Raw genomic sequence first — 22,042 nt, forward strand, 5'->3', positions numbered from 1 at the left:
CGTACCGCTCAGCCGGACGCGGCGGTGGGTGCGGGCAGCGGGTCCGGTCCGGTGGGCTCGGTCGCCTCCCACAGGACGTTGAACCGCTTCATGCGCTCCTGGACGTGCTCGGGTGTCATCTTCAGGAGCGTCTTGGCCGGTACGACGTCCACGTCCGGCTCTATCTCGTAGCAGAGCTGCCCGTCGAAGACGATGAAGTCGTTCGTGAGCGTGAGACGGGCGCGCTGCGGCAGTTCCGAGCGGACCGCGATGCGTGCGTCGATGCCGAGGTCCCGCTGGCTGCGGCAGAGGTCCTCCAGTTCCTCGGTGCGTTCGAGCGGATTCTTCACGAGGAACAGCCGCCGCACCCGCACTCCCCGCTTCACGGCCTCTTCCTGTGCCTTCAGGTAGCGGTTGGCGGGCTCGCTGGTCCAGAAGTCGCGGTCCACGGGGGTGCTGGTGGCCTCGAGGGTGCGGGCGCAGCACGCGGTGAGGGCGATCAGCCAGTCGTGCTCCTCGCCCGGGCAGTCCGTGCTGCCACGGCTGAGGCTCTCCATCGTGGAGGCGAGCTGGGCGATCCGGTCCTGGGCGAAGTCCTTCACCAGCTGTGACTCCTGGCGGCCCACATGCGTGTAGGCGCGCGCCAGCCGCGCCACGCCGTCGGACCGCAGCACCGAGCGGTCCACCTCGCTGAACAGCTCGGTCGCCTCACTGATCCGGACGAAGGCCCCCTCGACCTCCCTGCGCATCTCCAGGTGGTACTTGTCCAGGCCCTGCTCCATCGAGTTCAGCCGCTGCTCGAAGTCCACGAGGTACTGGATGATCAGTGCGGCGCCCCCGAGGACGACGGACACGGTCAGCTGCCACACCGCGTTCTTGTCCTGGTTCAGGACGTTGGTCAGGAAGTAGGTGGCACCCGCCACCACCGCCGTGACCAGTGTCTTCCGTAACAGGTTCGGTGAGTGCTGCCCCTCCTCGCTCCTCGACGTCCTGCGTGCTTCCCCTGATGACGCTCCTGACGCTCCGGTCATGTCGGTCTCCCCCGTCCCGATTGTCGGTTCGTGCCGCCCTTCAGCGCGTGCTCAGCGCCTCGTGCAGCAACGGAATGGCCTGGACGGCCAGTTGGTCGCGGATGCGCTGGACCAGGGTCTGCCACTGACGGGTGAACCCCGGCTCCCGTTCCAGCACGTCCCACAGGTGACCCAGGGTGCGGTCCACGTGTGCGCGCGGCATCCACAGATGCAGCAGGTGATCGACGGCCGGGCGCAGCGCGAGGACGGCCGAGGGGCCGTCCGCCGCGCCGAGCCGGCTGCTGTCCAGCATGTGCACGACGGTCGTCAGCAGCCAGTCGTGCAGTGCGAGGTCCTCGCACAGGCCGGCGGCCGCGGCGGCCGGCACGTCCTCCGGAAGCCTCAGTTCCACGGTGCGCAGCCCGTGCTCGGCGAGGGTGAAGCGCTGAAGCGAGGGTCCCTCGCCCTCGGGGGCGCGTCGCGCGACCCAGCGCAGATGGGTGCGCCGGGACTTGAAGGGTGCCTTGTGGTCGAGCAGCGGGTGGCGCAGCAGTTGGGCGAGCAGGCCCTCGACGATCATTCCGAGGTCGAGTTCGCCGCGTGCGCCGCCGCGCAGGACGCCTTCGGCGGTGGCCTGTTCGGGGAGCTTCCCGAAGGGTTCGACCAGGCCGGGCCTGACCAGGTAGTGGCCCCAGGGGCGGCGCGTGTCGGGGCCGGCGGACGGGGCGCTGAAGTAGGCGGTGGCCTGAAGGACGCGGCCCTCGGTGAGCGCGGCGCGGGCGGCCACCGTGCCGACGGCGCGTACCTTGGCGCCGTTGGAGGTGGGCAGCCGGCAGTCCACTCCGGTGAGGACGTCCGGGGACAGCGCGTACAGGTTGGGCCGCTCCGAGACCCGGACGTGCTCGTCGGCGCGCAGCCTCAGCAGCTGGGCGGCGGCCCGGCCGTCCAGTGCGTGGAAGGACGGCAGCAGACAGGTCCGCACCTCACCGCAGGCGAGCACCGGGCGCGCCGACTGTCCCCCGGCCGGCATCTCAGCTCTCCTCGGCGGTGACGGCGCCGGCGGGCTCCTCGTAGAAGACGTACGTGGCGCGCTGCGCGACCGCCTCCGGCACCGCCGCGCCCTCGCGGGCGGAACGCTCGGCGACCTGCTTGAGCGCGCCCGAGTCGACGTCTATCTGGTCGAGCACGAGCCGTACGGCGTCCTCGACGGCGAGGAAGCGGTTGGGCATCAGGGTGCAGGTGCGGTACGCGCTGAACGGCGCCGCCGTCGGGTTGAGCTGGATCAGCGGCGGCAGCCGGTCCCACTCGTGGGGGAAGTCGCGGCCGTTCCAGGGGCGCGGTACGAGGACGGGTTCGCCGAGGTGGCGCAGCAGGCCGAGGCGGGCGAGCTGCCAGACGGCGGCGAGGAACGGGCAGGACCACAGCCGCTGTCCGTCCTTCTCGGACCACAGCTCGACGTCCATGAACACGGAGTGGTTGCGGGCGGCGGTCTCCTGGGGCGGCTGCCAGCCGGTGATCTCCCCCATGGCGCTGCGCGAGCCGGGGCTGCGCTGCCCGTTGGCGAGCCAGCCGGTCTGGCTGACGGGCGGGCGGGAGCCGTGACTACCCGGCGGGGGCGACTCGACGAGGCGGTGCATCACGGCCTCGGCGAGCTCGATCTTGTCGGCGACGGCGCAGCCCGACTCGCGGGCCAGGTAGTCGATGACCAGGCCCGCCCGCTCGGCCTCCTCAAGCACCACGGGGACGAGTTCGGCGGGGGTGGAGAAGCGGGTGAAGTAGTCGTCGATGAGGAAGCAGGTGCTGATGCGGGGCCGCTTGCCGCCGGTGCGGCGGGCGGCGGCGGCCCGGGCGGCGTCCACCCAGACGCGTACCTCGGCGAAGTGCTCGCGCAGCCGCTCGGGCCCGGCCTCGAAGTCCTCCATGTAGAGGTGGCCGAGTTCGAGGGAGAGGTGGGCGAGCGGTACGGACTGGGTGCGGGGCTCTGCGGTGGTCTCGCGGAACACGGCTTCCGTCACGGCTGCTCCCAGTACTTGTCGTCGGTCAGCCGGTTCGCCAGTTCGCTCAGTGCCTCCCACGTCTCCCGGTTGGCGATCTGGCTGTCGAGAACGTCCTCGTCGGTGATGAGCTGCTCGCGCCACTGCAGGACGGGCTCCAGCGGCACCGAGCCCAGGACCTGGGTGTATCCGATGCCGAGGGTGGAGGACATCTGCTTCAGGTCACGGTCGCAGGCGCGCATCCACGCCGACTGGGTCGCCGACACCTGCGACCACAGCGCGGACTCGGGGTCGGGTACGGCGGCCCGGACGAACCGGATGACGTTGCGCAGCGCCTCCTCGTCGTGGCCGCGGGCCACCCCGCCGGCGACGATGCCGCGCTTGCCGTAGACCAGGCTCGCCGCGGCCCCCACGTGCTGCCGGGTCCAGCGGTGGAAGACCAGCCAGCGGGCCAGGACACCGCGCAGCTCGCGCTGGGAGGTGGCCTCCAGGGCCATGTCGACGGCGTAGCTGCGGCCGGCGCTGAGGTCGACGACGATGATGTCGAACTCGCCGTTGAGCCGCAGCAGGAGGTCGACGCAGCGGCGTAGGGTCTCATCGGTGGTGGCGAACTCGCCGCCGCTGACGTCGCCGGGCATCAGCACCAGGCTGCCCGAGCCGGGGGGCCGGTTGCGCAGCACCGGGTGTTCGGTCTCGGCCCAGACGTCGATGCGGGCCGGTTCGCCGACCTCGCCGGTCAGGTACGAGTGCAGACCGCGGTCCTCGGCGGCCCGGCGGGCGTCGGGTACGTCGAAGACGGCCGCCGCGGTGGGCGAGCCGAAGTCGAAGTCCAGGTAGCAGACGTCGTCACCGGCCAGCGCCCGGTGGTAGGCGAGGTTGGCGCTGGTGACGGAGCGGCCCGTGCCTCCCTTGTCGGAGGCCGCGAAGACGAGCACGGTCACACCCCCTGGGCCGCGGCTTCCCGGGCCCGGGCGAGGGCGTCGAGTTGTCCGAGGACGTCGAGGGTCAACGAGCAGGCGGTGCCGGGTTGTTCGTCCACGAGCTTGCGGGCGCGGCGCAACTTGACCTCGATGCTCCTGAGTTCCATGCCGCGGTTGCCTTCGGAGGCCGGCGCGGGCTCCATCTGTTCGTTGCCGAGGAGGTGGGTCGACTCGCTCAGCAACGCCCGGGCCAGCACGGTGAGTTCGCTGCTCCGGATGGGGGGCTGCTTGTACATCTGGTGGACCTGGACCATCACCTCGGTGACGCGCTCGGTGACGCTCCAGGACACCTGCCCCTCGTACGCCGGGGTCTCGGGGTAGGCGGCGTGGACGTTGTCCCACAGGCCGGTGCCCTCGCCGTCGCCGATCCGGCGCCGCCACAGGTGGTCGAAGATGTCCTCGGCGAGCCGGAGCAGCCGGTCGTGCGAGCCGAGGTTGCGGGACAGCGTGCACAGCTGGATGGTCCGCTTGAGCAGCTGTGCGGAGAAGTCGCTCATGATCCACTGCATGGGCGGTCCGACGCTCTCGCTGCCCTGCAACGGCAGGGTGACGCCGGGGTGGTGCAGCCGGACCATGGGGTCGTCCTGGGTCATTCGGCTGGTGATGCGGCCGCGTTCGGCGAGGCGTTCCATGACGCTGACGGTGCGGGTCAGGTCGTCGTCGGTGGCGCGGCGCCGCATCAGGTCGTGGACGAGGATGGCGGCGACGGAGAGGGAGAAGTATTCGGATTCGAGTTTCTGGCCGGTGGTGCGCCAGGGGATGTCCTCGAGGGGCCAGCGGTCGCCGCCGAAGCGCGCGATGCCGGACCAGAACTGCTGGGTGATCTCCCAGCGCAGTCGTAACGCCTCGGCGAGCCGCTGCTGTTCGGGGTTGAGCAGGCCGAGGGTGAGGGTACGGTCGGAGAACAGGTCCTGGATGCCGTCGAGGGCGACCACGGTGAAGTAGAGGTACGGCACCGGGTTGGCGACGCCCTGGGGCTGCGGCCCGATGGGTTCGGCGGTCTCGACCTCGGGCGCGTCCCTGACGATGCTCCAGCCCCAGCCGCATTCGAAGAGCTGGTTCGGGTCCTTGAGGCCTTCCTCGACGTCGACACCGAGGACGAAGCTCTCGACGATGGCGGCGCGCAGGGCCTCGAAGCGGTCCTGGAACCTGCGCAGCACATGCCGCTGCGACAGCCGTCCCTGGCCGAGGAGTTCGCACAGGGTGCGCCCCTGGGAGGAGTCGGTGTCGAAGACGTTGATGGTGAAGGAGCGCAGCAGGCTCACCATGGCCGCGGTGAGGCGGTTGCTGGTGGCGGCGCGCACTTCCTGGATGGTCTCCAGGATGTCGCCGCGCCGGGTCTTGGACTCGTAGATCTTGAGGAAGCCGAGGGTGGCCAGGCACAGGGTGATCGACATGGAGTACGAGTCGACGACTCCGAGGTCGCGCTGTTCCTGGGTGAGGTCCCGGTCCTTGTCCCCGGACACGAAGTAGTGGCCGCCGGAGAACGTGGGTCTCTTCTCGTCGGCGTGCCTGCGCATGAACTCGGCGGTGGCCGTGACGAGGTTCGCGGGGATCTCCAGGCGCCCGCCCGCCCTCTTCATCACCCTCTGGACGTCGTCCTGTGTGGTGTCAGGGTCGTCCAGGCGGAAGGCGGGGATCTCCGTGGCCGGATACAGGATGCAGAGCAGGCGCTCGGCATCGGCGACGCTGCTTTCCCCACCCCGTTTGCCCCAGGTCCACTCCCCGCCGTCGAACGAGTGGCGGGCGATCGCCTGCCAGATGTCCAGCAGATGCTGGCGTGGCTTGATCTGCATCCCATGCCCCTCACACAGGCCGCGCTGCCATCATTGGAGGACGCGCCGTCTTCTGTTGTGACGATGCGGTCCTCAAACGGCCGGAATATCAGACTCCGGAATGTCGGACTCCGAATTCCTCCAGCCGTAGGCGACGATCATTCCCGAATAACCTTCACGTACGGCGGCCGAGGACTTGAGACGCATGGTCTTGAACTCGCCCGCGAAAGGCACGAGACTCTCGTACACCTCCAACTCTCCCACGTCGCACGCCGGGAAGAAATGCTTGCCCGCGTGATACCCGGACGAATGTTCCATGAACGCGGCGGCGAAGGGCGCGCCGGGGGCGAGGGCGCGCAGGAAGCACTCGACGGCGCGGGCGAACTCCGCGTGCGAGGTGGTCATCGACTCCGCGACGAAGAACATGGTCCCCATGGACCAGCGGCTCTGGTGCCGCACCAGGTCGAAGAGGTTGCCCGACTGGACCCGGACCACGTCCCGGAACCTGGCGCGCGGATCCAACTCCAGCGCTCCGTATGCCTCGTTCTTGCGGAGCAGGTCCCAGAACTGGTCCCAGTTCCCGTCGTAGGAGGCGACCTGGCTCTCGAGGTAGCGGACGTTCGACGGTGAGCGCTCGTAGAGGGTGATCTCGTCGCACCAGGGGAGCATGGCGAGCGCCGGGTAGAGGTTCGCGCCGGCCCCGACATCGATGCCCGAAACGCGGGCGGTGTCACGCCCCTGGAAATGATCGCCGAAATGATCGCCCACGATCTGAAGGATCTCCGCGTCCTCCGCCTGCAGGCCGCGGTAATTGTGCTCAACGTAGGCAATGGGGTCGAATGCGGCCCATGACACGTCCGCATTCAGCTGTACATCCCCCGGCGATCTGAAGGTCATTGGTCGAGCGTACCAATCGGAAGACCGGGCGGGATCCCCCTTGGGCCAACCGGGCGACGCAGTTACGCCACTTGGGGCGCACCGGGGGCGCATCGGGGCGAATGACTTATTGGACCTGATCCTGCCTTGAACGGGCTGGATCGTCCCGCTCAAGATGGTCGGAAATCTGTCGAACATACCCGAACGGCAGACAGCGCGCGTCCCACTCGTACCACCCGTACGGAGGGTCACGCGCGCTTGACTCCATTCCGCAGGGGGGCGGCATGACTGTGTTTCCAGAGGAACGTTTCCCTTCGCGTGGCGGGCCCACCGGACCGGCTCTGTTCCACGATCGGGCGTTCGTCGACCGCCCCCTGACGATGCGGGGGGTCACGGAGGACGACCTGTCCGAACTGGTCCGGGTGGACAGGGAGGCCTTCCCCGACGAGCCGTACCCCTACTTCGTGCTGCGCCAGCTGTTCGACCTGCACGGGGACTGCCTGCTGGTGCTGGACGACGGGCAGAGCCTGCACGGGTACGTCCTGTACGTCACCACGCCGGACCGCTACCGGAGTTGGATCGTCAGCCTCGGTGTGACCCGGGACCAGCGGGGGCGCGGGCTCGGCCGGCGGCTGATGGTGGAGGTGCTGCGCCGGCTGCGGGCGGAGGAGGTGCGCGAGGTGCGGCTGACGGTGGAGCCGGCGAACGCGGCCGCGATCATGCTCTACCGGTCGCTGGGCTTCTCGTCCGACGAAGGGGTGCGCACGGACTACTTCGGGGCCGGAGAGGACCGGCTCATCATGACGCTGGGACTGTGAAGCGCCGTACGTACCGCCGCTGCCAGGGCGTTTCCACGGCGTGCCGGTCGTAGTGGGCGCGCACATAGGCCACGGCCCGCTCCGGCGGTACGCCGTCCAGTACGGCGAGGCAGGCGAGCGCGGTACCTGTGCGGCCACGTCCGCCGCCGCAGGCGACCTCGACGCGCCCGCGCGCGGCCCGCTCCCATGCCTCGGTCAGCAGCCGCCGTGCCTCGCCGCGGCTGCTGGGCAGCCGGAAGTCGGGCCACCGCAGCCAGTCGGAGGCCCAGGGAACGTCCGGAGGCCGCATGCCGAGCAGATACAGCCCGTACGTGGGCGCGGGCCCGTCCGGCACGGGCCGCCGCAGGCCCCGCCCGCGCACCAGCCGCCCGGACGGCAGCCGCAGGACACCGGGCGCCCCGGGGTCCCAGCCTTCGCCGTCGGCCGTGCCGGTGCCGTTGTCCGGTTCGGGATCGCTCATCGGTCCAGTGTCGGCCGACGGGCCCGCGCGGACGGCCGTTTCGCGGGCAGCGGACGGGCGCGTCGGCGGCCGTCGGCCACCGCTCTCGCTGCCACCATCCTGGGGAGGGGACGAGCCGTCCCCGAGCCGAACACGTCGGCCGTCCCGGCCCTCCACGGCCACCGCCACGGCCGGCGCAGCGCCGGGAACAGGAACACGTCCGGGAGCCCTGATGCCCTTCCCCGCCCCGCTGACCGGAGTAATCCCGCCCGTCTGCACCCCTCTGACACCGGACCGCGAGGTGGATGTGCCCTCGCTGCTGCGGCTGGTGGACCATCTGCTGGACGGCGGGGTGGACGCCCTGTTCGTGCTCGGGTCGTCCGCCGAAACCGCCCACCTCACGGACCGTCAGCGCGCTGTCGTGGTCGAGTCGGTGGTGGCCCACGTCGCGGGGCAGGTGCCGCTACTGGCCGGGGCCATCGACATGACGACACCGCGGGTGCTGGACCACGTGGCGTATGTGACACGGGCGGGCGCGGACGCGGTCGTCGTGACGGCGCCCTTCTACACGCGGACGCACCCCGCGGAGATCGCCCGGCACTACCGGCTGGTCGCCCACCGCTCCCCCGTGCCGGTCGTCGCCTACGACATCCCCGTCTCCGTGCACGTGAAGCTCGGCCCTGAGCTGGTGCTGGAGCTGGCGGCGGACGGGACGCTGGCCGGGCTGAAGGACTCCAGCGGCGATCTGGCCGGTCTGCGAGCGGTCGTGGCGGGGGTGCGGACGCGTCCCGCGCTCACCGAGTTCAGCGCGCTGACGGGTTCGGAGCTGGTCGTGGACTCTGCACTGGCGCTCGGCGCCGACGGGGCGGTGCCCGGGCTGGCCAATGTGGACCCGGCGGGCTATGTCCGCCTGGACCGGCTGTGCCGCGCGGGCGACTGGGACGCGGCGCGGGCGGAACAGGAGCGGCTGTGCGCGCTGTACGGCATGGTCGGCGTCGGGGACCCGGCCCGGATGGGCGCGAGTTCGTCGGCGCTGGGGGCGTTCAAGGCGGCGTTGCATCTGCGCGGGGTGATCGCGTGTCCGGCCACGGCGGAGCCACAGGTGCCGCTCACCCAGGAGGAGCGGGAGGGCGTCGGCAAGCATCTCGCGGCGGCCGGGCTGCTGTGACGACTCACTCCGGGTCGGTCAGGGGATGCGCCGGAACCGGACCGGGTGAGCCGGAACCGGACCGGGTGACCCGTGCCCCGTCGAGAGCTACGACACCGTGCGGGCCGCCGCGAGCAGGCGGGTCACGTCCTGCGAGCAGATCGTCAGGGCCGCGCCCACCGTGGCCAGGACGTCGCGTTCCGCGGGGGTGTAGGGGCCGTCGGCGAGCGCGATACGGGCGCCCTGGAGGAGGATCGACTCGCGCCCGGTGGGGGCGAGGTGAGGGGCGAGCGGGTCCAGGGCCTCGTGCAGCTCTATGGCCAGACTCGCACCGCCGCCCGGTTCGCCGCAGACCCGGCCTGTGTCGGCGGCCACGGCGTCGACCAGGGCGCTGAGTCCGTCCGCCGTGCAGTCGTCGAAGCCGGCGGAGCGGACGGCGGCGGCGGCCGTCTCCAGGGACGTACGGGAGCAGGTGCCGCCCGCGGCGAGGACCGCCAGGGCCACGGTGTGGACGGCGTCGCGGAGCATCGCGGCGAAGCGGGTGGTGGTCGGGTGGTCGAGGACGTCCGTGCCGTAGTGGTGGCCGCAGGCCGCGCACTCCACGACCGGACCCGTCTCCCCGCGCGGCACGACCGGCAGGCCGGCGAAGGTGAGGCGGCGGCGTCCGGTGAGGCGCTGGTAGTTGCGGTCGCCCCCGCAGCCGGGGCAGAAGAACTCGCCGTCGCCGACGGTGGTCCACGCGGTGCGGACGCCGAGGACCTGCGAAATGCGGCCCTTGCGGGCTTCCGGGCCGTTGCGTCCCCGTCCTGGCAGCACGTCGCACCTCCGTCCTCGCCGCGGCAACATCGCCGCTGCTGGCGTGATGTTAGCCACATTGTTGAGGCGGAGTCAGTACCCCGGACGAGACCTCCTCGTGATCTTCGGCCGAAATGGCCGGTACACGACGCGGCCCCGTCCGCCTCGGGAGGCGGACGGGGCCGTGAACGTGGAGGTCAGAGGGTCAGCGGGCGGCTCGGTTGACCGCGGAGACGACCGCCTTCAGCGAGGCACGTGTCGTATTCGCGTCGATGCCGATCCCCCACAGGACCTTTCCGTCGATCGCGCATTCGATGTACGAGGCGGCCTGCGCGGAGGCGCCCTCGCTCATCGTGTGCTCCTGGTAGTCCAGCAGGCGTACGTCGATGCCGATGGACTGCAGGGCGTCGAAGAACGCGGAGATCGGGCCGTTGCCGGTGCCGGTCAGGACGGTGTCCTCGCCGTCGACGGTGGCCTCGACCGTCAGGGTGTCGACGCCGTCCTTGTCGGTGGTGGTCTGACCCGTCCGGACCTGGATACGGCCCCACGGGTTGTCCGGGTTCGGCAGGTACTCGTCCTGGAAGACGTCCCAGATCTCCTTCGGCGTGATCTCGCCGCCCTCGGCGTCCGTCTTCGCCTGGATGATCTTCGAGAACTCGATCTGCATCCGGCGCGGCAGGTCCAGCTTGTGGTCGTTCTTCAGGACGTAGGAGATACCGCCCTTGCCGGACTGCGAGTTGACGCGGATGACGGCCTCGTAGGAGCGGCCGACGTCCTTGGGGTCGATCGGCAGGTACGGCACCGCCCACTCGATGTCGTCGACCGTGACGCCCTTGGCCTTCGCGTCGGCCTCCATGGCGTCGAAGCCCTTCTTGATGGCGTCCTGGTGGGAGCCGGAGAAGGACGTGTAGACGAGGTCCCCGATGTAGGGGTGGCGCGGGTGGACCTCCATCTGGTTGCAGTACTCCCAGGTACGGCGGATCTCGTCGATGTGGGAGAAGTCGATCTGCGGGTCGACGCCCTGGGAGAAGAGGTTCATGCCCAGGGTGACCAGGTCGACGTTGCCGGTGCGCTCGCCCTGTCCGAACAGGCAGCCCTCGACGCGGTCGGCGCCCGCCATCACCGCCAGCTCGGCCGCGGCGACGGCCGTGCCGCGGTCGTTGTGCGGGTGGACGGACAGGCAGACGAACTCGCGGCGGGAGAGGTTGCGGTGCATCCACTCGAAGCGGTCCGCGTGCGTGGACGGGGTCGAACGCTCCACGGTGGCGGGCAGGTTGAGGATGATCTCGCGGTCCGGGCCGGGCTGCCAGACGTCCATGACCGACTCGCAGACCTCCAGGGCGAAGTCCAGCTCGGTGTCGGTGAAGATCTCGGGGCTGTACTGGTAGCCGAACTCGGTCTCGGGGCCCAGCAGCTTCTCCGCGTACTCCATCACCAGCCGGGTGCCGTCGACGGCGATCTGCTTGATGTCGTCCTTGGAGCCGCGGAAGACGACCCGGCGGAAGACCGGGGCGGTCGCGTTGTACAGGTGGACGTTGGCGCGCCGCGCGCCCTTCAGGGACTCCACGGTCCGCTCGATCAGGTCCTCGCGGGCCTGGGTCAGGACGGAGATCGTCACGTCCTCGGGGATCGCGCCCTCCTCCTCGATGATGGAGCGCACGAAGTCGAAGTCGGTCTGGCCGGAGGCCGGGAAGCCGATCTCGATCTCCTTGTAGCCCATCTTCACCAGCAGGTCGAACATGGCGCGCTTGCGCGCCGGCGACATGGGGTCGATCAGGGCCTGGTTGCCGTCGCGCAGGTCGGTGGAGAGCCAGCGCGGGGCCTTGGTGATCCGCTGGTCGGGCCAGGTGCGGTCGGGGATGTCGACCTGCTCGTACGGCCGGTACTTGTGGATCGGCATGGAGGTGGGCTGCTGGCGGTTCGCCATGGTGCGTGGGCTCCTCAAGGGGTCCGGAAGGACGGCCGACGACGCAACGCCAAGCACCGCGGGGAGGGAGTCGGCCTCGACTACAGGCCCTCGCCGCGGCAGCTAAGGAGAAGCAGCCCGAAACGCATGATGCTCCGCATGCTAGCCGAGGCGCGCCGGATGCGAAGGCCTGTATCAGTATGCGGGACCAGGGGCAGCTTTCGGACAAAGAGTTCCTAAAGTCACATTTCCCTAGCGGTCCCGCTCGGTGACGGGTCCTGCGGACCCAGCGGCGCCTGCGGCCGCACGCAGGAGTCGGTGCCGCTCGGCGGCGGGCCGCCGGGCGGTCCGGCGCGGGCGCGTTCCGGTCACCGTTTGCCCGGTACGTCCCCGGGTACTGCGATCCCTCGTCCACCCCTCGTCCAGGACCGCACACCCCTCCGGAGGCCCGTATGTCCGCCCCCACCGCGTCCGCGTCCAAGGTGGCCGTGATCACCGGATCCGACTCCGGAATCGGCCGCGCCACCGCCGTCCGCCTGGCCGAGGCGGGGATGGACATCGGCATCACGTGGCACAGCGACCAGAAGGGCGCCGAGCAGACCGCCGATGAGGTCCGCGGCAAGGGGCGGCGGGCCGCCGTGGCCCAGGTGGACCTCACCCGGCTTCCCGAGGCCGCCGACAGGGTCGACGCACTGTGCGAGGAACTGGGCCGCATCGACGTCCTGGTCAACAACGCCGGTACGGGCACCATGACCCCCTTCCTGGACCTGGGCCTGGACGATGTGCGCCAGGTCCTGGACGTCGACCTGCTCGGCCCGTTCCTGTGCGGCCAGCGCGCGGCGCGGAGGATGATCCGGCAGGGCGACGGCGGCCGGATCGTCAACGTGACCTCGGTGCACGAACACCAGCCGCGGGTGGGTGCGGCCCCGTACTGCGCGGCCAAGGGCGGTCTCGGCCTGCTCACCCAGGTCATGGCCCTGGAACTGGCCGAGCACGGCATCACCGTCAACGCGGTGGCGCCCGGCGAGATCGCCACGCCCATGACCGGGCAGGAGGACACCGACGTGCACACCGAGCGCCGCCCCGGGGTTCCGCTCGGGCGGCCGGGCGACGCCCGCGAGGTCGCGGCCGTGATCGCCTTCCTCGCCGGCCCCGACGCCTCCTATGTCATCGGCGCCTCCTGGAGCGTGGACGGCGGCATGCTCCGCATGGGCCCGATGGCCGGCTCTCATATGGCCGGTGACGACTGGCGGCGCCCCTGACCCGGGGCGGCACCCGTGGACCGAGTGGGTGGGCTCAGTCCACCCCGCGGATCCGCCCCACCAGCCCCGCCCCCGCGATCCCGATCAGCGCCGCAACCAGGTAGAGGACCCGGTATCCGCCGAGGTAGGTGACGATCGGTGCCGCCAGCGCGGGCGCCGCGACCTGGGGCAGGGCGTTGGCGACATTGATGACCCCCAGGTCCTTGCCCCGGTCCAGGGCCTTCGGCAGGACATCCGTCATCAGGGCGAAGTCCACCGACGTGAACACCCCGAAGCCCACGCCCAGCACCGCCGCCGCCACGATCGCCCCCGGCCAGGTCTGCCACGCCGACAGGGCCGCCGTCGCCACCGCCATCAGCACCCCCGACCAGATCACGAACGGCTTGCGGCGGCCCACCCGGTCCGACCAGACCCCGCCGACCACGACCGTCGCCAGCAGCGTCACCCCGTTCACTGCCGTGAGGATCAGGACGCCCTGGTCCGGGTCGTGGTGGTGGAGGCGGTCCCGCAGGTAGTAGAGCAGATACAGCAGGACCAGGGCGTTGCTGAGGTTGATCAGGAAGCGGGTCAGCCAGGCCCAGCCCAGATCCGGGTGGCGGCGCGGGCTCAGCCAGAAGCCGGCCAGGAAGCCCCGCCAGGACCAGGGCGCGCGGGCCGCCACCGGCAGCCGCAGGTCCCGGTGGCCGAGGACGTACGGCAGGACGCCCGCCACCGTGAACACCGCGCACGCCGCGTAGCCCGCTCCGACGCCCCCGGCCACCGTCGCCAGGCCCGTCCCGCCGACCACGCCGAGGATCTGCGCCGCCCCCAGCCAGCCGCCCACCGACCCCCGCTGCGGCCGGGGCACCCGGTCCGGCACCGCCGCCGTCACCGCCGCGAACGCCGCGTTCAGCGTCAGCTGCACCAGGCACCAGCCGAGCGCCATGGTCCAGGGACCGCCCGCGCCCGCGAGCAGCAGCAGCGACACCGCGCCGCCCGCGGTGCCGGCCACGATCCACGGCGTACGGCGGCCCCGACGCGCCGTCGTCCGGTCCGACAGGGCGCCGAAGAACGGGTTCGCCACCAGCGACACCGCCGCGCCCGTGCCCGTCACCCAGGCCAGCATCGTCTCCTTGGACATCCCGGAGCCGGGCGCGAAGTCCTTCGCCTGGGAAGCGAGCAGGATCTGCAGCGGGCCGTACCAGCCGACCCAGATCGCCCCGTTGGCCAGCGACAGGGCGGCGGTCCAGCCCCGGCCGACGCGTTCGACGGGTTCGGCGAGGGCGTCGACGTCGGGCAGGGCCCGGTCGGCCGTCGTCATCCCCGCGCCCGCAGAAGGTCCCGGAACCAGTCGTACGACGCCTTCGGCGTCCTCTCCAGCGTCTTGTAGTCCACGTGCACCAGCCCGAACCGGCGCGCGTACCCCTCGGCCCACTCGAAGTTGTCCAGCAGTGACCAGACGAAGTAGCCCCGTACGTCGACACCCGCCTCCAGCGCCCGGTGCAGGGCACGGATGTGTCCGTCCAGGTAGGCGATGCGCTCCTGGTCGTCGACGCCCTCGTAGGAGCAGCCGTTCTCGGTGATGACCACGGGCGGCAGCCGGTCGCCGTAGCGTGCGCGGAAGCCGGTCAGCAGCTCGGTGAGCGCCTCGGGGACCACCGGCCAGCCGAAGTCGGTGACCGGGTGGCCCTCGATCTCCCGGACGGAGAAGGGCAGTTCGGCGGGGAGCGTCAGGCCGCCGAACTCGATCTCCGCGCCCTGTGGAGCGCCCACCCGCGTCGGCGCGTAGTAGTTGATCCCGTACCAGTCGACCGGCTCCGCGATCACCTTCAGGTCGGAGTGCACGTCGCCCGGCATCAACTCGCCGATGCCTTCCGGGTACCGGCCGAGCAGCAGCGGGTCCGAGAACAACCGGTTCAGCAGGACGTCGTAGAAGTCCGCCGCCTCCACGTCCTCCTGCTTCTGGGACGCCGGCCACGTCGGGCCGTGCGAGTTGGCGATCCCGATGTCGCTCGCCCCGGCCGCGCGCAGCGCCCGTACGGCCAGGCCGTGGGCCAGCAGCTGGTGGTGGGCCACCGGCAGGGCGTCGAACATCAGCTGCCTGCCGGGCGCGTGCGCCCCCAGCGCATGGCCCAGGAGCGTGTGCTCGGCGGGTTCGTTGAGGGTGATCCACTTGTGCACGCGGTCGCCGAGACGGCCGGCCACCACCGACACGTACTCGGCGAATCGCGACGCCGTGTCCCGCTGGAGCCAGTCCAGCGTGATCGGCAGGTCCCAGTGGAAGAGGGTCACGACCGGGCGTACGCCCGCCGCGCACAGCTCGTCGACCAGGCGGTCGTAGAAGTCGAGGCCGCCGGGTGTGTTCACCCGCGGCCAGGAGACGGAGAAGCGGTACGCGTCCACGCCCAGGCCGGCCAGGAGGGCCACGTCCTCGCGGTAGCGGTGGTAGTGGTCGCAGGCCACCTCCGCGGTCGAGCCGTCCTTCACCCGGCCGGGCTCGGCGGTGAAGGCGTCCCACACCGAGGGCTCGCGCTCGGCCGCCCCCTCGATCTGGTGGGCCGAGGTGGACACGCCCCACAGGAAGCCGGGCGGGAACTGAGGTATCGGGTCCGTCGCCATGCGCGCGTCTGTCGCCATGCGCGGATCATCCTTACCGCCGGTAACGGAAGTCAACGGGCAGGCGTGAACAAGCAGTCAGGCCCCCGCCTTCAGTACCCGCAGTCAGGCCCCTTCCTTCAATACCCGCGAGACCAACTGCCGCTGCTCCTCGGTCAGCCCGGGATCGGCGGCGTACACCGTCCTGCCGTCCACGGTGATCTGGTAGCTGAACCCGTCGGGAACCCCCGCGGGGGGCGCGCCCCGGCCGGCCGCGAGCGCGCGCTCGGCCAGGGCATGCCACTCGGGTGCGTCGGGCCGCCCCGAGGTGTCGACCTCGGCCTGCCGCTCGATGCCCGCGAAACCGCCCGTGCGCCTGACGTGAATACGCATGGGTGTCTGTCTAGTACAGAACTACGTGGTCGGCACCCCGACCTCCTCCCAGGCCTTGAGCACCGCCTCCTGTTCCTGGCCGGTGGCGCCGTAGCGGGACTTTGCGGCCGTCACGGTCAGCTTCGCGAAGTCCTCGAAGGTCGCGTCCTGTTGCAGTTCGCCGCCGGTGAGCACGTCGTACCAGATCTGCCCGGCCCGCTCCCAGGCGTGTCCGCCGAGCGCGGTGGCCACCAGGTAGAAGGCGTGGTTGGGGATGCCGGAGTTGATGTGCACGCCGCCGTTGTCCTGGCTGGTCCTCACATACCCGGCCATGGTCGCGGGCTGCGGGTCCTTGCCGAGCGCCGGGTCGTCGTACGCGGTGCCCGGCGCCTTCATGGAGCGCAGCGCCGTGCCGTTCACGTGCGGGGCGAGGAGTCCGGCGCCGATCAGCCAGTCGGCCCGGTCGGCGGTCTGGCCGAGGGTGTACTGCTTGATCAGCGAGCCGAAGACGTCCGAGACGGACTCGTTGAGGGCACCCGACTGGCCGAAGTAGGCCAGGTTCGCCGTGTACTGGGTGACGCCGTGGGTGAGTTCGTGCCCGATGACGTCCACCGGGAGGGTGAAGTCGAGGAAGACCCTGCCGTCCCCGTCGCCGAACACCATCTGCTCGCCGTTCCAGAAGGCGTTGTCGTAGTCCTCGCCGAAGTGCACGCTGGCGTCCAGCGGGAGGCCCTTGCCGTCGATGGAGTCGCGGCCGTACGCCGTCCGGTACAGCTCGAAGGTGGCGCCGAGGCCCGCGTAGGCCCGGTTGACGGTGGCGTCCCTGCCGGGCTCGTCGCCCTCGCCGCGGACCTTCTTCCCGGGCAGCGTCTGGTTATGCCCGGCGTCGTAGACGGTGCGGTGCGGCCCGCCGGGGGTGTCCTGGGGCGGGGTCGCCGCGGGTGCGCCGATGACCGTGGTCAGCCGGCGGCGGGTGCGCTCGAGGGCGTCGCGCTCGAGGGTGCGGCGCGCGGGAGCGGCGAGCGCGGTGTCCTCGTGCTGGGCGAGTTTGTCGAGGACGTGCGGTGGCACGATGGTGCAGAAGACGGGCCCGTGGCCCCCGTGACTGGTCATGTGCTGCACCATTGCACTGAGTCACCGCACTGTCACCCCTCGCAACCACGATTGATGAAAAGGCGTGATACGGAGCGGTGTCTTCCGCGAAGAGGTGGTATGAGTCCCCGCGGCCGAGGGTGGCGGCCCGCGGTGGCGAAGTCACCCGAGCGGCGGTGCAAGACCGCGACGAAAAGCCCTACGGCTCTGTCAGCCCCGCGTCGTACTCTTGAAGTCGCGAGGCCGCCGTCAGTCGCGCGGCCGTACGGAGGAGGAATCGCAGGCCTACAGAGCCGGCCCATGACTCAGACACCCACAGCTCACACCCCCGCGCAGGGGCAGGCGAGTGCACAGATCACCGTCCCCGCCCAGCACCCGATGGTGATGGTGCTGGGTTCCGGCGACTCGCTGCTGCGCGTGATCGAGACGGCCTTCCCCGGGGTCGACATCCATGTCCGGGGCAATGAGATCAGCGCGGTCGGCGAGGCGACGGAGGTCGCCCTGATCCAGCGCCTGTTCGCCGAGATGATGCTGGTGCTCCGCACCGGGCAGCCGATGACGGAGGACGCAGTGGAACGCTCGATCGCCATGCTCCGGGCGGGCGAGAACGGCGAGGGTGCGCCGGAGACCCCGGCCCAGGTGCTGACGCAGAACATCCTGTCGTCGCGCGGCCGCACCATCCGCCCGAAGACGCTCAACCAGAAGCGGTACGTGGACGCGATCGACAAGCACACGATCGTCTTCGGCATCGGCCCCGCGGGTACGGGCAAGACCTACCTCGCCATGGCGAAGGCGGTGCAGGCCCTGCAGTCCAAGCAGGTCAACCGCATCATCCTGACCCGTCCGGCGGTGGAGGCGGGCGAGCGCCTCGGCTTCCTGCCCGGCACCCTCTACGAGAAGATCGACCCGTACCTGCGCCCGCTGTACGACGCGCTGCACGACATGCTCGACCCCGACTCGATCCCCCGGCTGATGGCCGCGGGCACGATCGAGGTCGCCCCGCTCGCGTACATGCGCGGCCGCACGCTCAACGACGCCTTCATCATCCTGGACGAGGCCCAGAACACGAGCCCCGAGCAGATGAAGATGTTCCTCACCCGCCTCGGCTTCGACTCGAAGATCGTGATCACGGGTGACGTCACCCAGGTCGACCTCCCGGACGGCACCAAGAGCGGTCTGCGCCAGGTCCAGGAGATCCTGGAGGGCGTCGAGGACGTCCACTTCTCCCGGCTGTCGTCGCACGATGTCGTACGGCACAAGCTCGTCGGCCGTATCGTCGACGCGTACGAGCAGTACGACAGCAGGCACGGCACCCAGAACGGCACGCACAAGGGGCAGAGCCGGGGCAAGGCCGGGCACAAGGGGAAGTAGAGACCGAGCACCACATGTCGATCGACGTCAACAACGAGTCCGGAACCGAGGTCGACGAGCAGGCGATCCTCGACATCGCCCGCTACGCGCTCGCGCGGATGCGCATCCACCCGCTCTCCGAGCTCTCGGTGATCGTCGTGGACGCCGACGCCATGGAGCAGCTGCACGTGCAGTGGATGGACCTGCCGGGGCCCACGGACGTCATGTCCTTCCCGATGGACGAGCTGCGGCCGCCGTCCAAGGACGACGACGAGCCGCCGCAGGGCCTGCTCGGCGACATCGTGCTGTGCCCCGAGGTCGCCGCCAAGCAGGGCGCCGAGGCCCCGACGCAGCACTCCATGGACGAGGAGCTCCAGCTGCTCACCGTCCACGGGGTGCTGCACCTGCTGGGCTACGACCACGAGGAACCGGACGAGAAGGCCGAGATGTTCGGTCTGCAGGCCGCCATCGTGGACGGCTGGCGCGCGGAGAGGGGCCTGACCGGCCCGTCCCCGGCCCCCACCGTGTCATGAGCCCCCAGATCGTCGTCGGCGCGATCGCCCTGGTCGTCGTCGCCTGGCTCGCCGCCTGCGCGGAGGCGGGCCTGGCGCGCGTCTCCAGCTTCCGCGCCGAGGAGGCCGTCAGGGCGGGCCGGCGCGGCAGCGCCAAGCTCGCCCAGGTCGCCGCGGACCCGACCCGCTACCTGAACGTGGCGCTGCTGGTCCGTGTCGCCTGCGAGATGGCCGCCGCCGCGCTGGTCACCTATGCCTGCCTGAAGGAGCTCAGCGGGACCGCCGAGGCGCTGCTGGTGGCGATCGCGGTCATGGTCCTGGTGTCGTACGTCGCCGTCGGCGTCTCCCCGCGCACGATCGGCCGCCAGCACCCGGTGAACACGGCCACGGTGGCGGCGTACGTCCTGGTGCCGCTGGCCCGGATCATGGGCCCGATCCCGTCCCTTCTCATCCTCATCGGCAACGCGCTCACCCCTGGCAAGGGCTTCCGCCGCGGCCCCTTCGCCTCCGAGGCGGAGCTGCGCGCCCTCGTCGACCTCGCCGAGAAGGAGTCCCTGATCGAGGCCGAGGAGCGCCGCATGGTGCACTCGGTGTTCGAGCTGGGCGACACCCTGGTGCGGGAGGTGATGGTGCCGAGGACGGACCTGGTCACCATCGAGCGCTTCAAGACGATCCGCCAGGCCCTCACCCTCGCCCTGCGCTCCGGTTTCTCGCGCATCCCGGTCACCGGGGAGAGCGAGGACGACGTCGTCGGGATCGTGTACCTGAAGGACCTGGTCCGCAAGACGCACATCAGCCGGGACGCCGAGTCGGAGCTGGTGTCCACCGCCATGCGGCCGGCCGCCTTCGTGCCCGACACCAAGAACGCGGGCGACCTGCTGCGCGAGATGCAGAAGGAGCGCAACCACGTCGCGGTCGTCATCGACGAGTACGGCGGCACGGCCGGCATCGTCACCATCGAGGACATCCTCGAGGAGATCGTCGGCGAGATCACCGACGAGTACGACCGCGAACTGCCGCCGGTGGAGGAGCTGGGCGACGACCGCTACCGGGTCACCGCCCGGCTGGACATCGGCGACCTGGGCGAGCTGTACGGGCTCGAGGCGTTCGACGACGAGGACGTGGAGACCGTCGGCGGTCTGCTCGCCAAGGCTCTGGGCCGGGTGCCCATCGCCGGGGCGTCGTCCGTGGTGGAGCTTCCGGACGGCCGGGAACTGCGCCTGACGGCGGAGGCCGCGGCGGGCCGCCGCAACAAGATCGTGACGGTGCTGGTGGAGCCGGTGGGTCCGGTGGAGACCGCCGAGGACGAGGAGAAGAAGCCCGAGTGACCCCTCAGGAGCTGCGCGCCTTCTGTCTGTCGTTCAACGCGGTGGTGGAGGACTTCCCGTTCAACCCGGAGACCTCGGTCTTCAAGGTGCAGGGCAAGCTCTTCGCGCTGACGGCCCTGGACGCGCGGCCGCTGAAGGTCAACCTCAAGTGCGACCCGGACGACGCGGTGCGGCTCCGCCGCGAGCACGAGGGCCTGATCGTCCCCGGCTGGCACATGAACAAGCGCCACTGGAACACGGTCACGGTCGACGGCGAGCTCCCGGACCGCCTGGTCCGGGAGCTCGTCGAGGACTCGTACGACCTGGTCGTCGCCGGCCTACCGCGCGCCGACCGCCTCCGCCTCGACCGCCCCTGAGCCGCCCGCACTCCGGGTGCGCAGTCCCAGCGCCACCAGCACCGCCGCCGCCAGGACGATCGCCGCGTCCAGCGCGAGCACCGTGTGCACGCCCGACAGCAGGTCCGTCGAGGTGGTGGCGAGGACGCCGAGGATCGGGATGCCCACGGTGATGCCGACCTGCTGGGTGGAGGTGACCAGGCCGGTGGCCAGGCCCTGCTCCTCGTCCGGGACGCCCGAGGTGACCGTAAGGCCGTAGGAGATGATCGCGCCCAGGTGGCACATGCTGGCCAGGGAGACGGCGGCCGTGGCGAGCCACACCGACCAGACGTGGCTGTTCAGGCCCAGCAGGGCGGCGATCAGCGCGCCCTGCCCGGCGAGCGAGCCGACCAGCGTGCGGCGGGCGCCGAAGCGGCCGATGACCTTGGGTGCGTACGTGCCCGCCACCGCCGACAGGACACCCTGGAAGCCGAAGACCAGACCGGTCTCGAAGGCGGACAGACGCAGGACCTCCTGGAGGTAGAGGGTCAGCACGAAGATCACCGTCGACATCATCGAGAAGGTGACCAGGCCGCCCAGGTTGCCCCACGCCACCGTGCGGCGGCGCAGCATGGGCAGCGAGACCAGGGGCTGCGCGGTGCGGGACTCGACGAAGGCGAACGCCGTCAGCAGGAGGGCGCCGACGACCAGCGTCGTGATGACGTCCGCACGGCCGAAGCCGTGGTCGGCGGCCGTCGACAGGGCGTAGATCAGGGAGAGCAGGCCGCCGGTGACGGTGATCGCGCCGGGGACGTCCAGGCGCGGGCGGTCCGGGGTGCGGGACTCGGGCAGCAGGCCGGGGGCGAGCGGGAGCACGATCAGCGCGAAGACCGAGAGCAGGCCCATCGTGGAGCGCCAGCCGAGGGCGTCGGTGAGGACGCCGCCCGCGACCATGCCGACCGTGAAGCCCAGCGACAGCAGCGTGCCGGAGATACCGAGGGCGCGGTCGCGGGCCGGGCCCTCCGGGAAGGTGGTGGTGAGCAGCGACATCCCGGTGGGCACGATCGCCGCCGCGCCGAGGCCCTGAAGGGCGCGGCCCGCCAGGAACGACGCCGGGTCCCAGGCGAACGTCGCGAGCAGCGAGGCGGCGCCGAACAGGGCCAGGCCGGTCAGGAACAGCCTGCGGCGCCCGTAGAGGTCGCCGATCCGGCCGAACAGGAGCAGGAAGCCACCGGACGGCAGGGCGAACGCGGTGACCGCCCACTGAAGGGCGGAGCGGCTCATTCCAAGGTCGTCGCCGAGGACGGGCAGCGCCACGTTCAGGACGGAGAAGTCCAGCGCGACCATGAACTGGGCCGCGCACAGCACGAAGAGGACGAGTTTGTCGCGCGTCGACAGCCGGGGGTTGTCGAGCGGTTCGCGTGCGGGGGTGGTCGAAGTGGTGGAGGTGGTGGTGTCGATCGCCATGGGCAAGAGCCTCGTGCGAACGGAACATCCATGGGGAGTCGGCACTTATGGT

Annotated in this window: 21 protein-coding genes; 7 read left to right on the forward strand and 14 right to left on the reverse strand. The window is 70.8% G+C overall.

All coding sequences use genetic code 11. The features are described 5' to 3' along the window. Positions 1-8: 8 nt before the first annotated feature. The 6 genes from N8I84_RS13755 to N8I84_RS13780 all read right to left on the reverse strand — a co-directional run bounded on the left by N8I84_RS13755 (position 9) and on the right by N8I84_RS13780 (position 6,635). A complete protein-coding gene (locus N8I84_RS13755; RefSeq protein WP_263229810.1) occupies positions 9-1,010 on the reverse strand; it encodes a DUF6879 family protein in 1,002 nt (333 codons plus the stop codon). Positions 1,011-1,050: 40 nt separating this feature from the next. Continuing rightward, a complete protein-coding gene (locus tag N8I84_RS13760) occupies positions 1,051-2,019 on the reverse strand; it encodes an SCO2521 family protein (protein WP_263229811.1) in 969 nt (322 codons plus the stop codon). Position 2,020: 1 nt separating this feature from the next. Next, positions 2,021-3,004, reverse strand: a complete 984-nt coding sequence (locus tag N8I84_RS13765; RefSeq protein WP_263229812.1) for an SCO2522 family protein — start codon at positions 3,002-3,004, stop codon at positions 2,021-2,023. Further along, the gene (locus N8I84_RS13770; RefSeq protein WP_263234753.1) at positions 3,001-3,918 is read right to left on the reverse strand and encodes an SCO2523 family variant P-loop protein; all 918 of its coding nucleotides are present in this window, start codon (positions 3,916-3,918) and stop codon (positions 3,001-3,003) included. The genes N8I84_RS13765 and N8I84_RS13770 overlap by 4 nt, the downstream gene beginning before the upstream one ends. Before the next feature lie 2 nt (positions 3,919-3,920). Continuing rightward, positions 3,921-5,759 carry an SCO2524 family protein gene (locus N8I84_RS13775; RefSeq protein ID WP_263229813.1) on the reverse strand — a complete coding sequence of 613 codons (1,839 nt, stop codon included), beginning with the start codon at positions 5,757-5,759 and terminating at the stop codon, positions 3,921-3,923. Between the two features lie 72 nt (positions 5,760-5,831). Then, positions 5,832-6,635 carry an SCO2525 family SAM-dependent methyltransferase gene (locus N8I84_RS13780; protein ID WP_263229814.1) on the reverse strand — a complete coding sequence of 268 codons (804 nt, stop codon included), beginning with the start codon at positions 6,633-6,635 and terminating at the stop codon, positions 5,832-5,834. A 263-nt stretch (positions 6,636-6,898) separates the two neighbouring features. Here N8I84_RS13780 and N8I84_RS13785 point away from each other — a divergent pair, with 263 nt between their 5' ends. Next, the gene (locus N8I84_RS13785) at positions 6,899-7,432 is read left to right on the forward strand and encodes a GNAT family N-acetyltransferase (protein ID WP_263229815.1); all 534 of its coding nucleotides are present in this window, start codon (positions 6,899-6,901) and stop codon (positions 7,430-7,432) included. Here N8I84_RS13785 and N8I84_RS13790 read toward each other — a convergent pair. Then, positions 7,413-7,892, reverse strand: coding sequence for a protein-tyrosine phosphatase family protein (locus N8I84_RS13790; RefSeq protein WP_263229816.1), 480 nt, complete (start codon positions 7,890-7,892; stop codon positions 7,413-7,415). The genes N8I84_RS13785 and N8I84_RS13790 overlap by 20 nt on opposite strands. A gap of 211 nt (positions 7,893-8,103) precedes the next feature. Here N8I84_RS13790 and N8I84_RS13795 point away from each other — a divergent pair, with 211 nt between their 5' ends. Next, positions 8,104-9,039, forward strand: a complete 936-nt coding sequence (locus N8I84_RS13795; protein ID WP_263229817.1) for a dihydrodipicolinate synthase family protein — start codon at positions 8,104-8,106, stop codon at positions 9,037-9,039. 87 nt (positions 9,040-9,126) lie between these two features. Here the strand turns inward: N8I84_RS13795 and N8I84_RS13800 are convergent, their stop codons facing one another. Then, positions 9,127-9,834 carry a TerB family tellurite resistance protein gene (locus tag N8I84_RS13800; RefSeq protein ID WP_263229818.1) on the reverse strand — a complete coding sequence of 236 codons (708 nt, stop codon included), beginning with the start codon at positions 9,832-9,834 and terminating at the stop codon, positions 9,127-9,129. A 184-nt stretch (positions 9,835-10,018) separates the two neighbouring features. After that, positions 10,019-11,740 carry a 2-isopropylmalate synthase gene (gene leuA, locus N8I84_RS13805; protein ID WP_263229819.1) on the reverse strand — a complete coding sequence of 574 codons (1,722 nt, stop codon included), beginning with the start codon at positions 11,738-11,740 and terminating at the stop codon, positions 10,019-10,021. A gap of 431 nt (positions 11,741-12,171) precedes the next feature. On the opposite strand from leuA, the gene N8I84_RS13810 reads away from it, so the two are divergent. After that, the gene (locus N8I84_RS13810; protein WP_263229820.1) at positions 12,172-12,981 is read left to right on the forward strand and encodes an SDR family oxidoreductase; all 810 of its coding nucleotides are present in this window, start codon (positions 12,172-12,174) and stop codon (positions 12,979-12,981) included. Between the two features lie 34 nt (positions 12,982-13,015). On the opposite strand, the gene N8I84_RS13815 is transcribed toward N8I84_RS13810, so the two are convergent. From N8I84_RS13815 to N8I84_RS13830, 4 genes are all read right to left on the reverse strand, one after another. Then, the gene (locus tag N8I84_RS13815; RefSeq protein ID WP_263229821.1) at positions 13,016-14,281 is read right to left on the reverse strand and encodes an MFS transporter; all 1,266 of its coding nucleotides are present in this window, start codon (positions 14,279-14,281) and stop codon (positions 13,016-13,018) included. Continuing rightward, on the reverse strand, positions 14,278-15,597 hold the full coding sequence (locus tag N8I84_RS13820; protein WP_263229822.1) for a GH1 family beta-glucosidase: 1,320 nt from the start codon (positions 15,595-15,597) through the stop codon (positions 14,278-14,280). Before N8I84_RS13820 ends, N8I84_RS13815 begins: the two co-directional genes overlap by 4 nt. Before the next feature lie 84 nt (positions 15,598-15,681). Then, positions 15,682-15,948, reverse strand: a complete 267-nt coding sequence (locus N8I84_RS13825) for a protealysin inhibitor emfourin (RefSeq protein ID WP_263229823.1) — start codon at positions 15,946-15,948, stop codon at positions 15,682-15,684. A gap of 21 nt (positions 15,949-15,969) precedes the next feature. After that, complete coding sequence (locus tag N8I84_RS13830) at positions 15,970-17,040, reverse strand: M4 family metallopeptidase (RefSeq protein ID WP_263229824.1); 1,071 nt, start codon at positions 17,038-17,040, stop codon at positions 15,970-15,972. Positions 17,041-17,319: 279 nt separating this feature from the next. On the opposite strand from N8I84_RS13830, the gene N8I84_RS13835 reads away from it, so the two are divergent. Genes N8I84_RS13835 through N8I84_RS13850 form a run of 4 tightly spaced genes read left to right on the forward strand, consistent with a single transcriptional unit; the run spans position 17,320 to position 20,565 of the window. Further along, entirely contained in the window at positions 17,320-18,390 is a 1,071-nt protein-coding gene (locus tag N8I84_RS13835) for a PhoH family protein (protein WP_200417304.1), read from the forward strand. 14 nt (positions 18,391-18,404) lie between these two features. Further along, on the forward strand, positions 18,405-18,902 hold the full coding sequence (gene ybeY / locus N8I84_RS13840) for an rRNA maturation RNase YbeY (RefSeq protein ID WP_103838288.1): 498 nt from the start codon (positions 18,405-18,407) through the stop codon (positions 18,900-18,902). Then, positions 18,899-20,209: a hemolysin family protein gene (locus N8I84_RS13845; protein WP_263229825.1), complete on the forward strand. Its 1,311-nt coding sequence runs from the start codon at positions 18,899-18,901 to the stop codon at positions 20,207-20,209. The genes ybeY and N8I84_RS13845 overlap by 4 nt, the downstream gene beginning before the upstream one ends. After that, on the forward strand, positions 20,206-20,565 hold the full coding sequence (locus tag N8I84_RS13850; protein ID WP_263229826.1) for an MmcQ/YjbR family DNA-binding protein: 360 nt from the start codon (positions 20,206-20,208) through the stop codon (positions 20,563-20,565). The genes N8I84_RS13845 and N8I84_RS13850 overlap by 4 nt, the downstream gene beginning before the upstream one ends. On the opposite strand, the gene N8I84_RS13855 is transcribed toward N8I84_RS13850, so the two are convergent. Then, complete coding sequence (locus N8I84_RS13855; RefSeq protein ID WP_263229827.1) at positions 20,527-21,990, reverse strand: MFS transporter; 1,464 nt, start codon at positions 21,988-21,990, stop codon at positions 20,527-20,529. The genes N8I84_RS13850 and N8I84_RS13855 overlap by 39 nt on opposite strands. Positions 21,991-22,042: the final 52 nt, after the last annotated feature.

It is taken from the genome of Streptomyces cynarae (assembly GCF_025642135.1).
GTDB lineage: Bacteria > Actinomycetota > Actinomycetes > Streptomycetales > Streptomycetaceae > Streptomyces > Streptomyces cynarae.

What these genes read in the sequence shown, in the direction of transcription:
- N8I84_RS13755 (WP_263229810.1), bottom strand. Translation starts at nt 1,010, where the DNA reads ATGACCGGAGCGTCAGGAGCGTCATCAGGGGAAGCACGCAGGACGTCG.
- N8I84_RS13760 (WP_263229811.1), bottom strand. Translation starts at nt 2,019, where the DNA reads ATGCCGGCCGGGGGACAGTCGGCGCGCCCGGTGCTCGCCTGCGGTGAG.
- N8I84_RS13775 (WP_263229813.1), bottom strand. Translation starts at nt 5,759, where the DNA reads ATGCAGATCAAGCCACGCCAGCATCTGCTGGACATCTGGCAGGCGATC.
- N8I84_RS13780 (WP_263229814.1), bottom strand. Translation starts at nt 6,635, where the DNA reads ATGACCTTCAGATCGCCGGGGGATGTACAGCTGAATGCGGACGTGTCA.
- N8I84_RS13785 (WP_263229815.1), top strand. Translation starts at nt 6,899, where the DNA reads ATGACTGTGTTTCCAGAGGAACGTTTCCCTTCGCGTGGCGGGCCCACC.
- N8I84_RS13790 (WP_263229816.1), bottom strand. Translation starts at nt 7,892, where the DNA reads ATGAGCGATCCCGAACCGGACAACGGCACCGGCACGGCCGACGGCGAA.
- N8I84_RS13795 (WP_263229817.1), top strand. Translation starts at nt 8,104, where the DNA reads ATGCCCTTCCCCGCCCCGCTGACCGGAGTAATCCCGCCCGTCTGCACC.
- leuA (WP_263229819.1), bottom strand. Translation starts at nt 11,740, where the DNA reads ATGGCGAACCGCCAGCAGCCCACCTCCATGCCGATCCACAAGTACCGG.
- N8I84_RS13810 (WP_263229820.1), top strand. Translation starts at nt 12,172, where the DNA reads ATGTCCGCCCCCACCGCGTCCGCGTCCAAGGTGGCCGTGATCACCGGA.
- N8I84_RS13815 (WP_263229821.1), bottom strand. Translation starts at nt 14,281, where the DNA reads ATGACGACGGCCGACCGGGCCCTGCCCGACGTCGACGCCCTCGCCGAA.
- N8I84_RS13820 (WP_263229822.1), bottom strand. Translation starts at nt 15,597, where the DNA reads ATGGCGACAGACGCGCGCATGGCGACGGACCCGATACCTCAGTTCCCG.
- N8I84_RS13825 (WP_263229823.1), bottom strand. Translation starts at nt 15,948, where the DNA reads ATGCGTATTCACGTCAGGCGCACGGGCGGTTTCGCGGGCATCGAGCGG.
- N8I84_RS13830 (WP_263229824.1), bottom strand. Translation starts at nt 17,040, where the DNA reads ATGACCAGTCACGGGGGCCACGGGCCCGTCTTCTGCACCATCGTGCCA.
- N8I84_RS13835 (WP_200417304.1), top strand. Translation starts at nt 17,320, where the DNA reads ATGACTCAGACACCCACAGCTCACACCCCCGCGCAGGGGCAGGCGAGT.
- ybeY (WP_103838288.1), top strand. Translation starts at nt 18,405, where the DNA reads ATGTCGATCGACGTCAACAACGAGTCCGGAACCGAGGTCGACGAGCAG.
- N8I84_RS13845 (WP_263229825.1), top strand. Translation starts at nt 18,899, where the DNA reads ATGAGCCCCCAGATCGTCGTCGGCGCGATCGCCCTGGTCGTCGTCGCC.
- N8I84_RS13855 (WP_263229827.1), bottom strand. Translation starts at nt 21,990, where the DNA reads ATGGCGATCGACACCACCACCTCCACCACTTCGACCACCCCCGCACGC.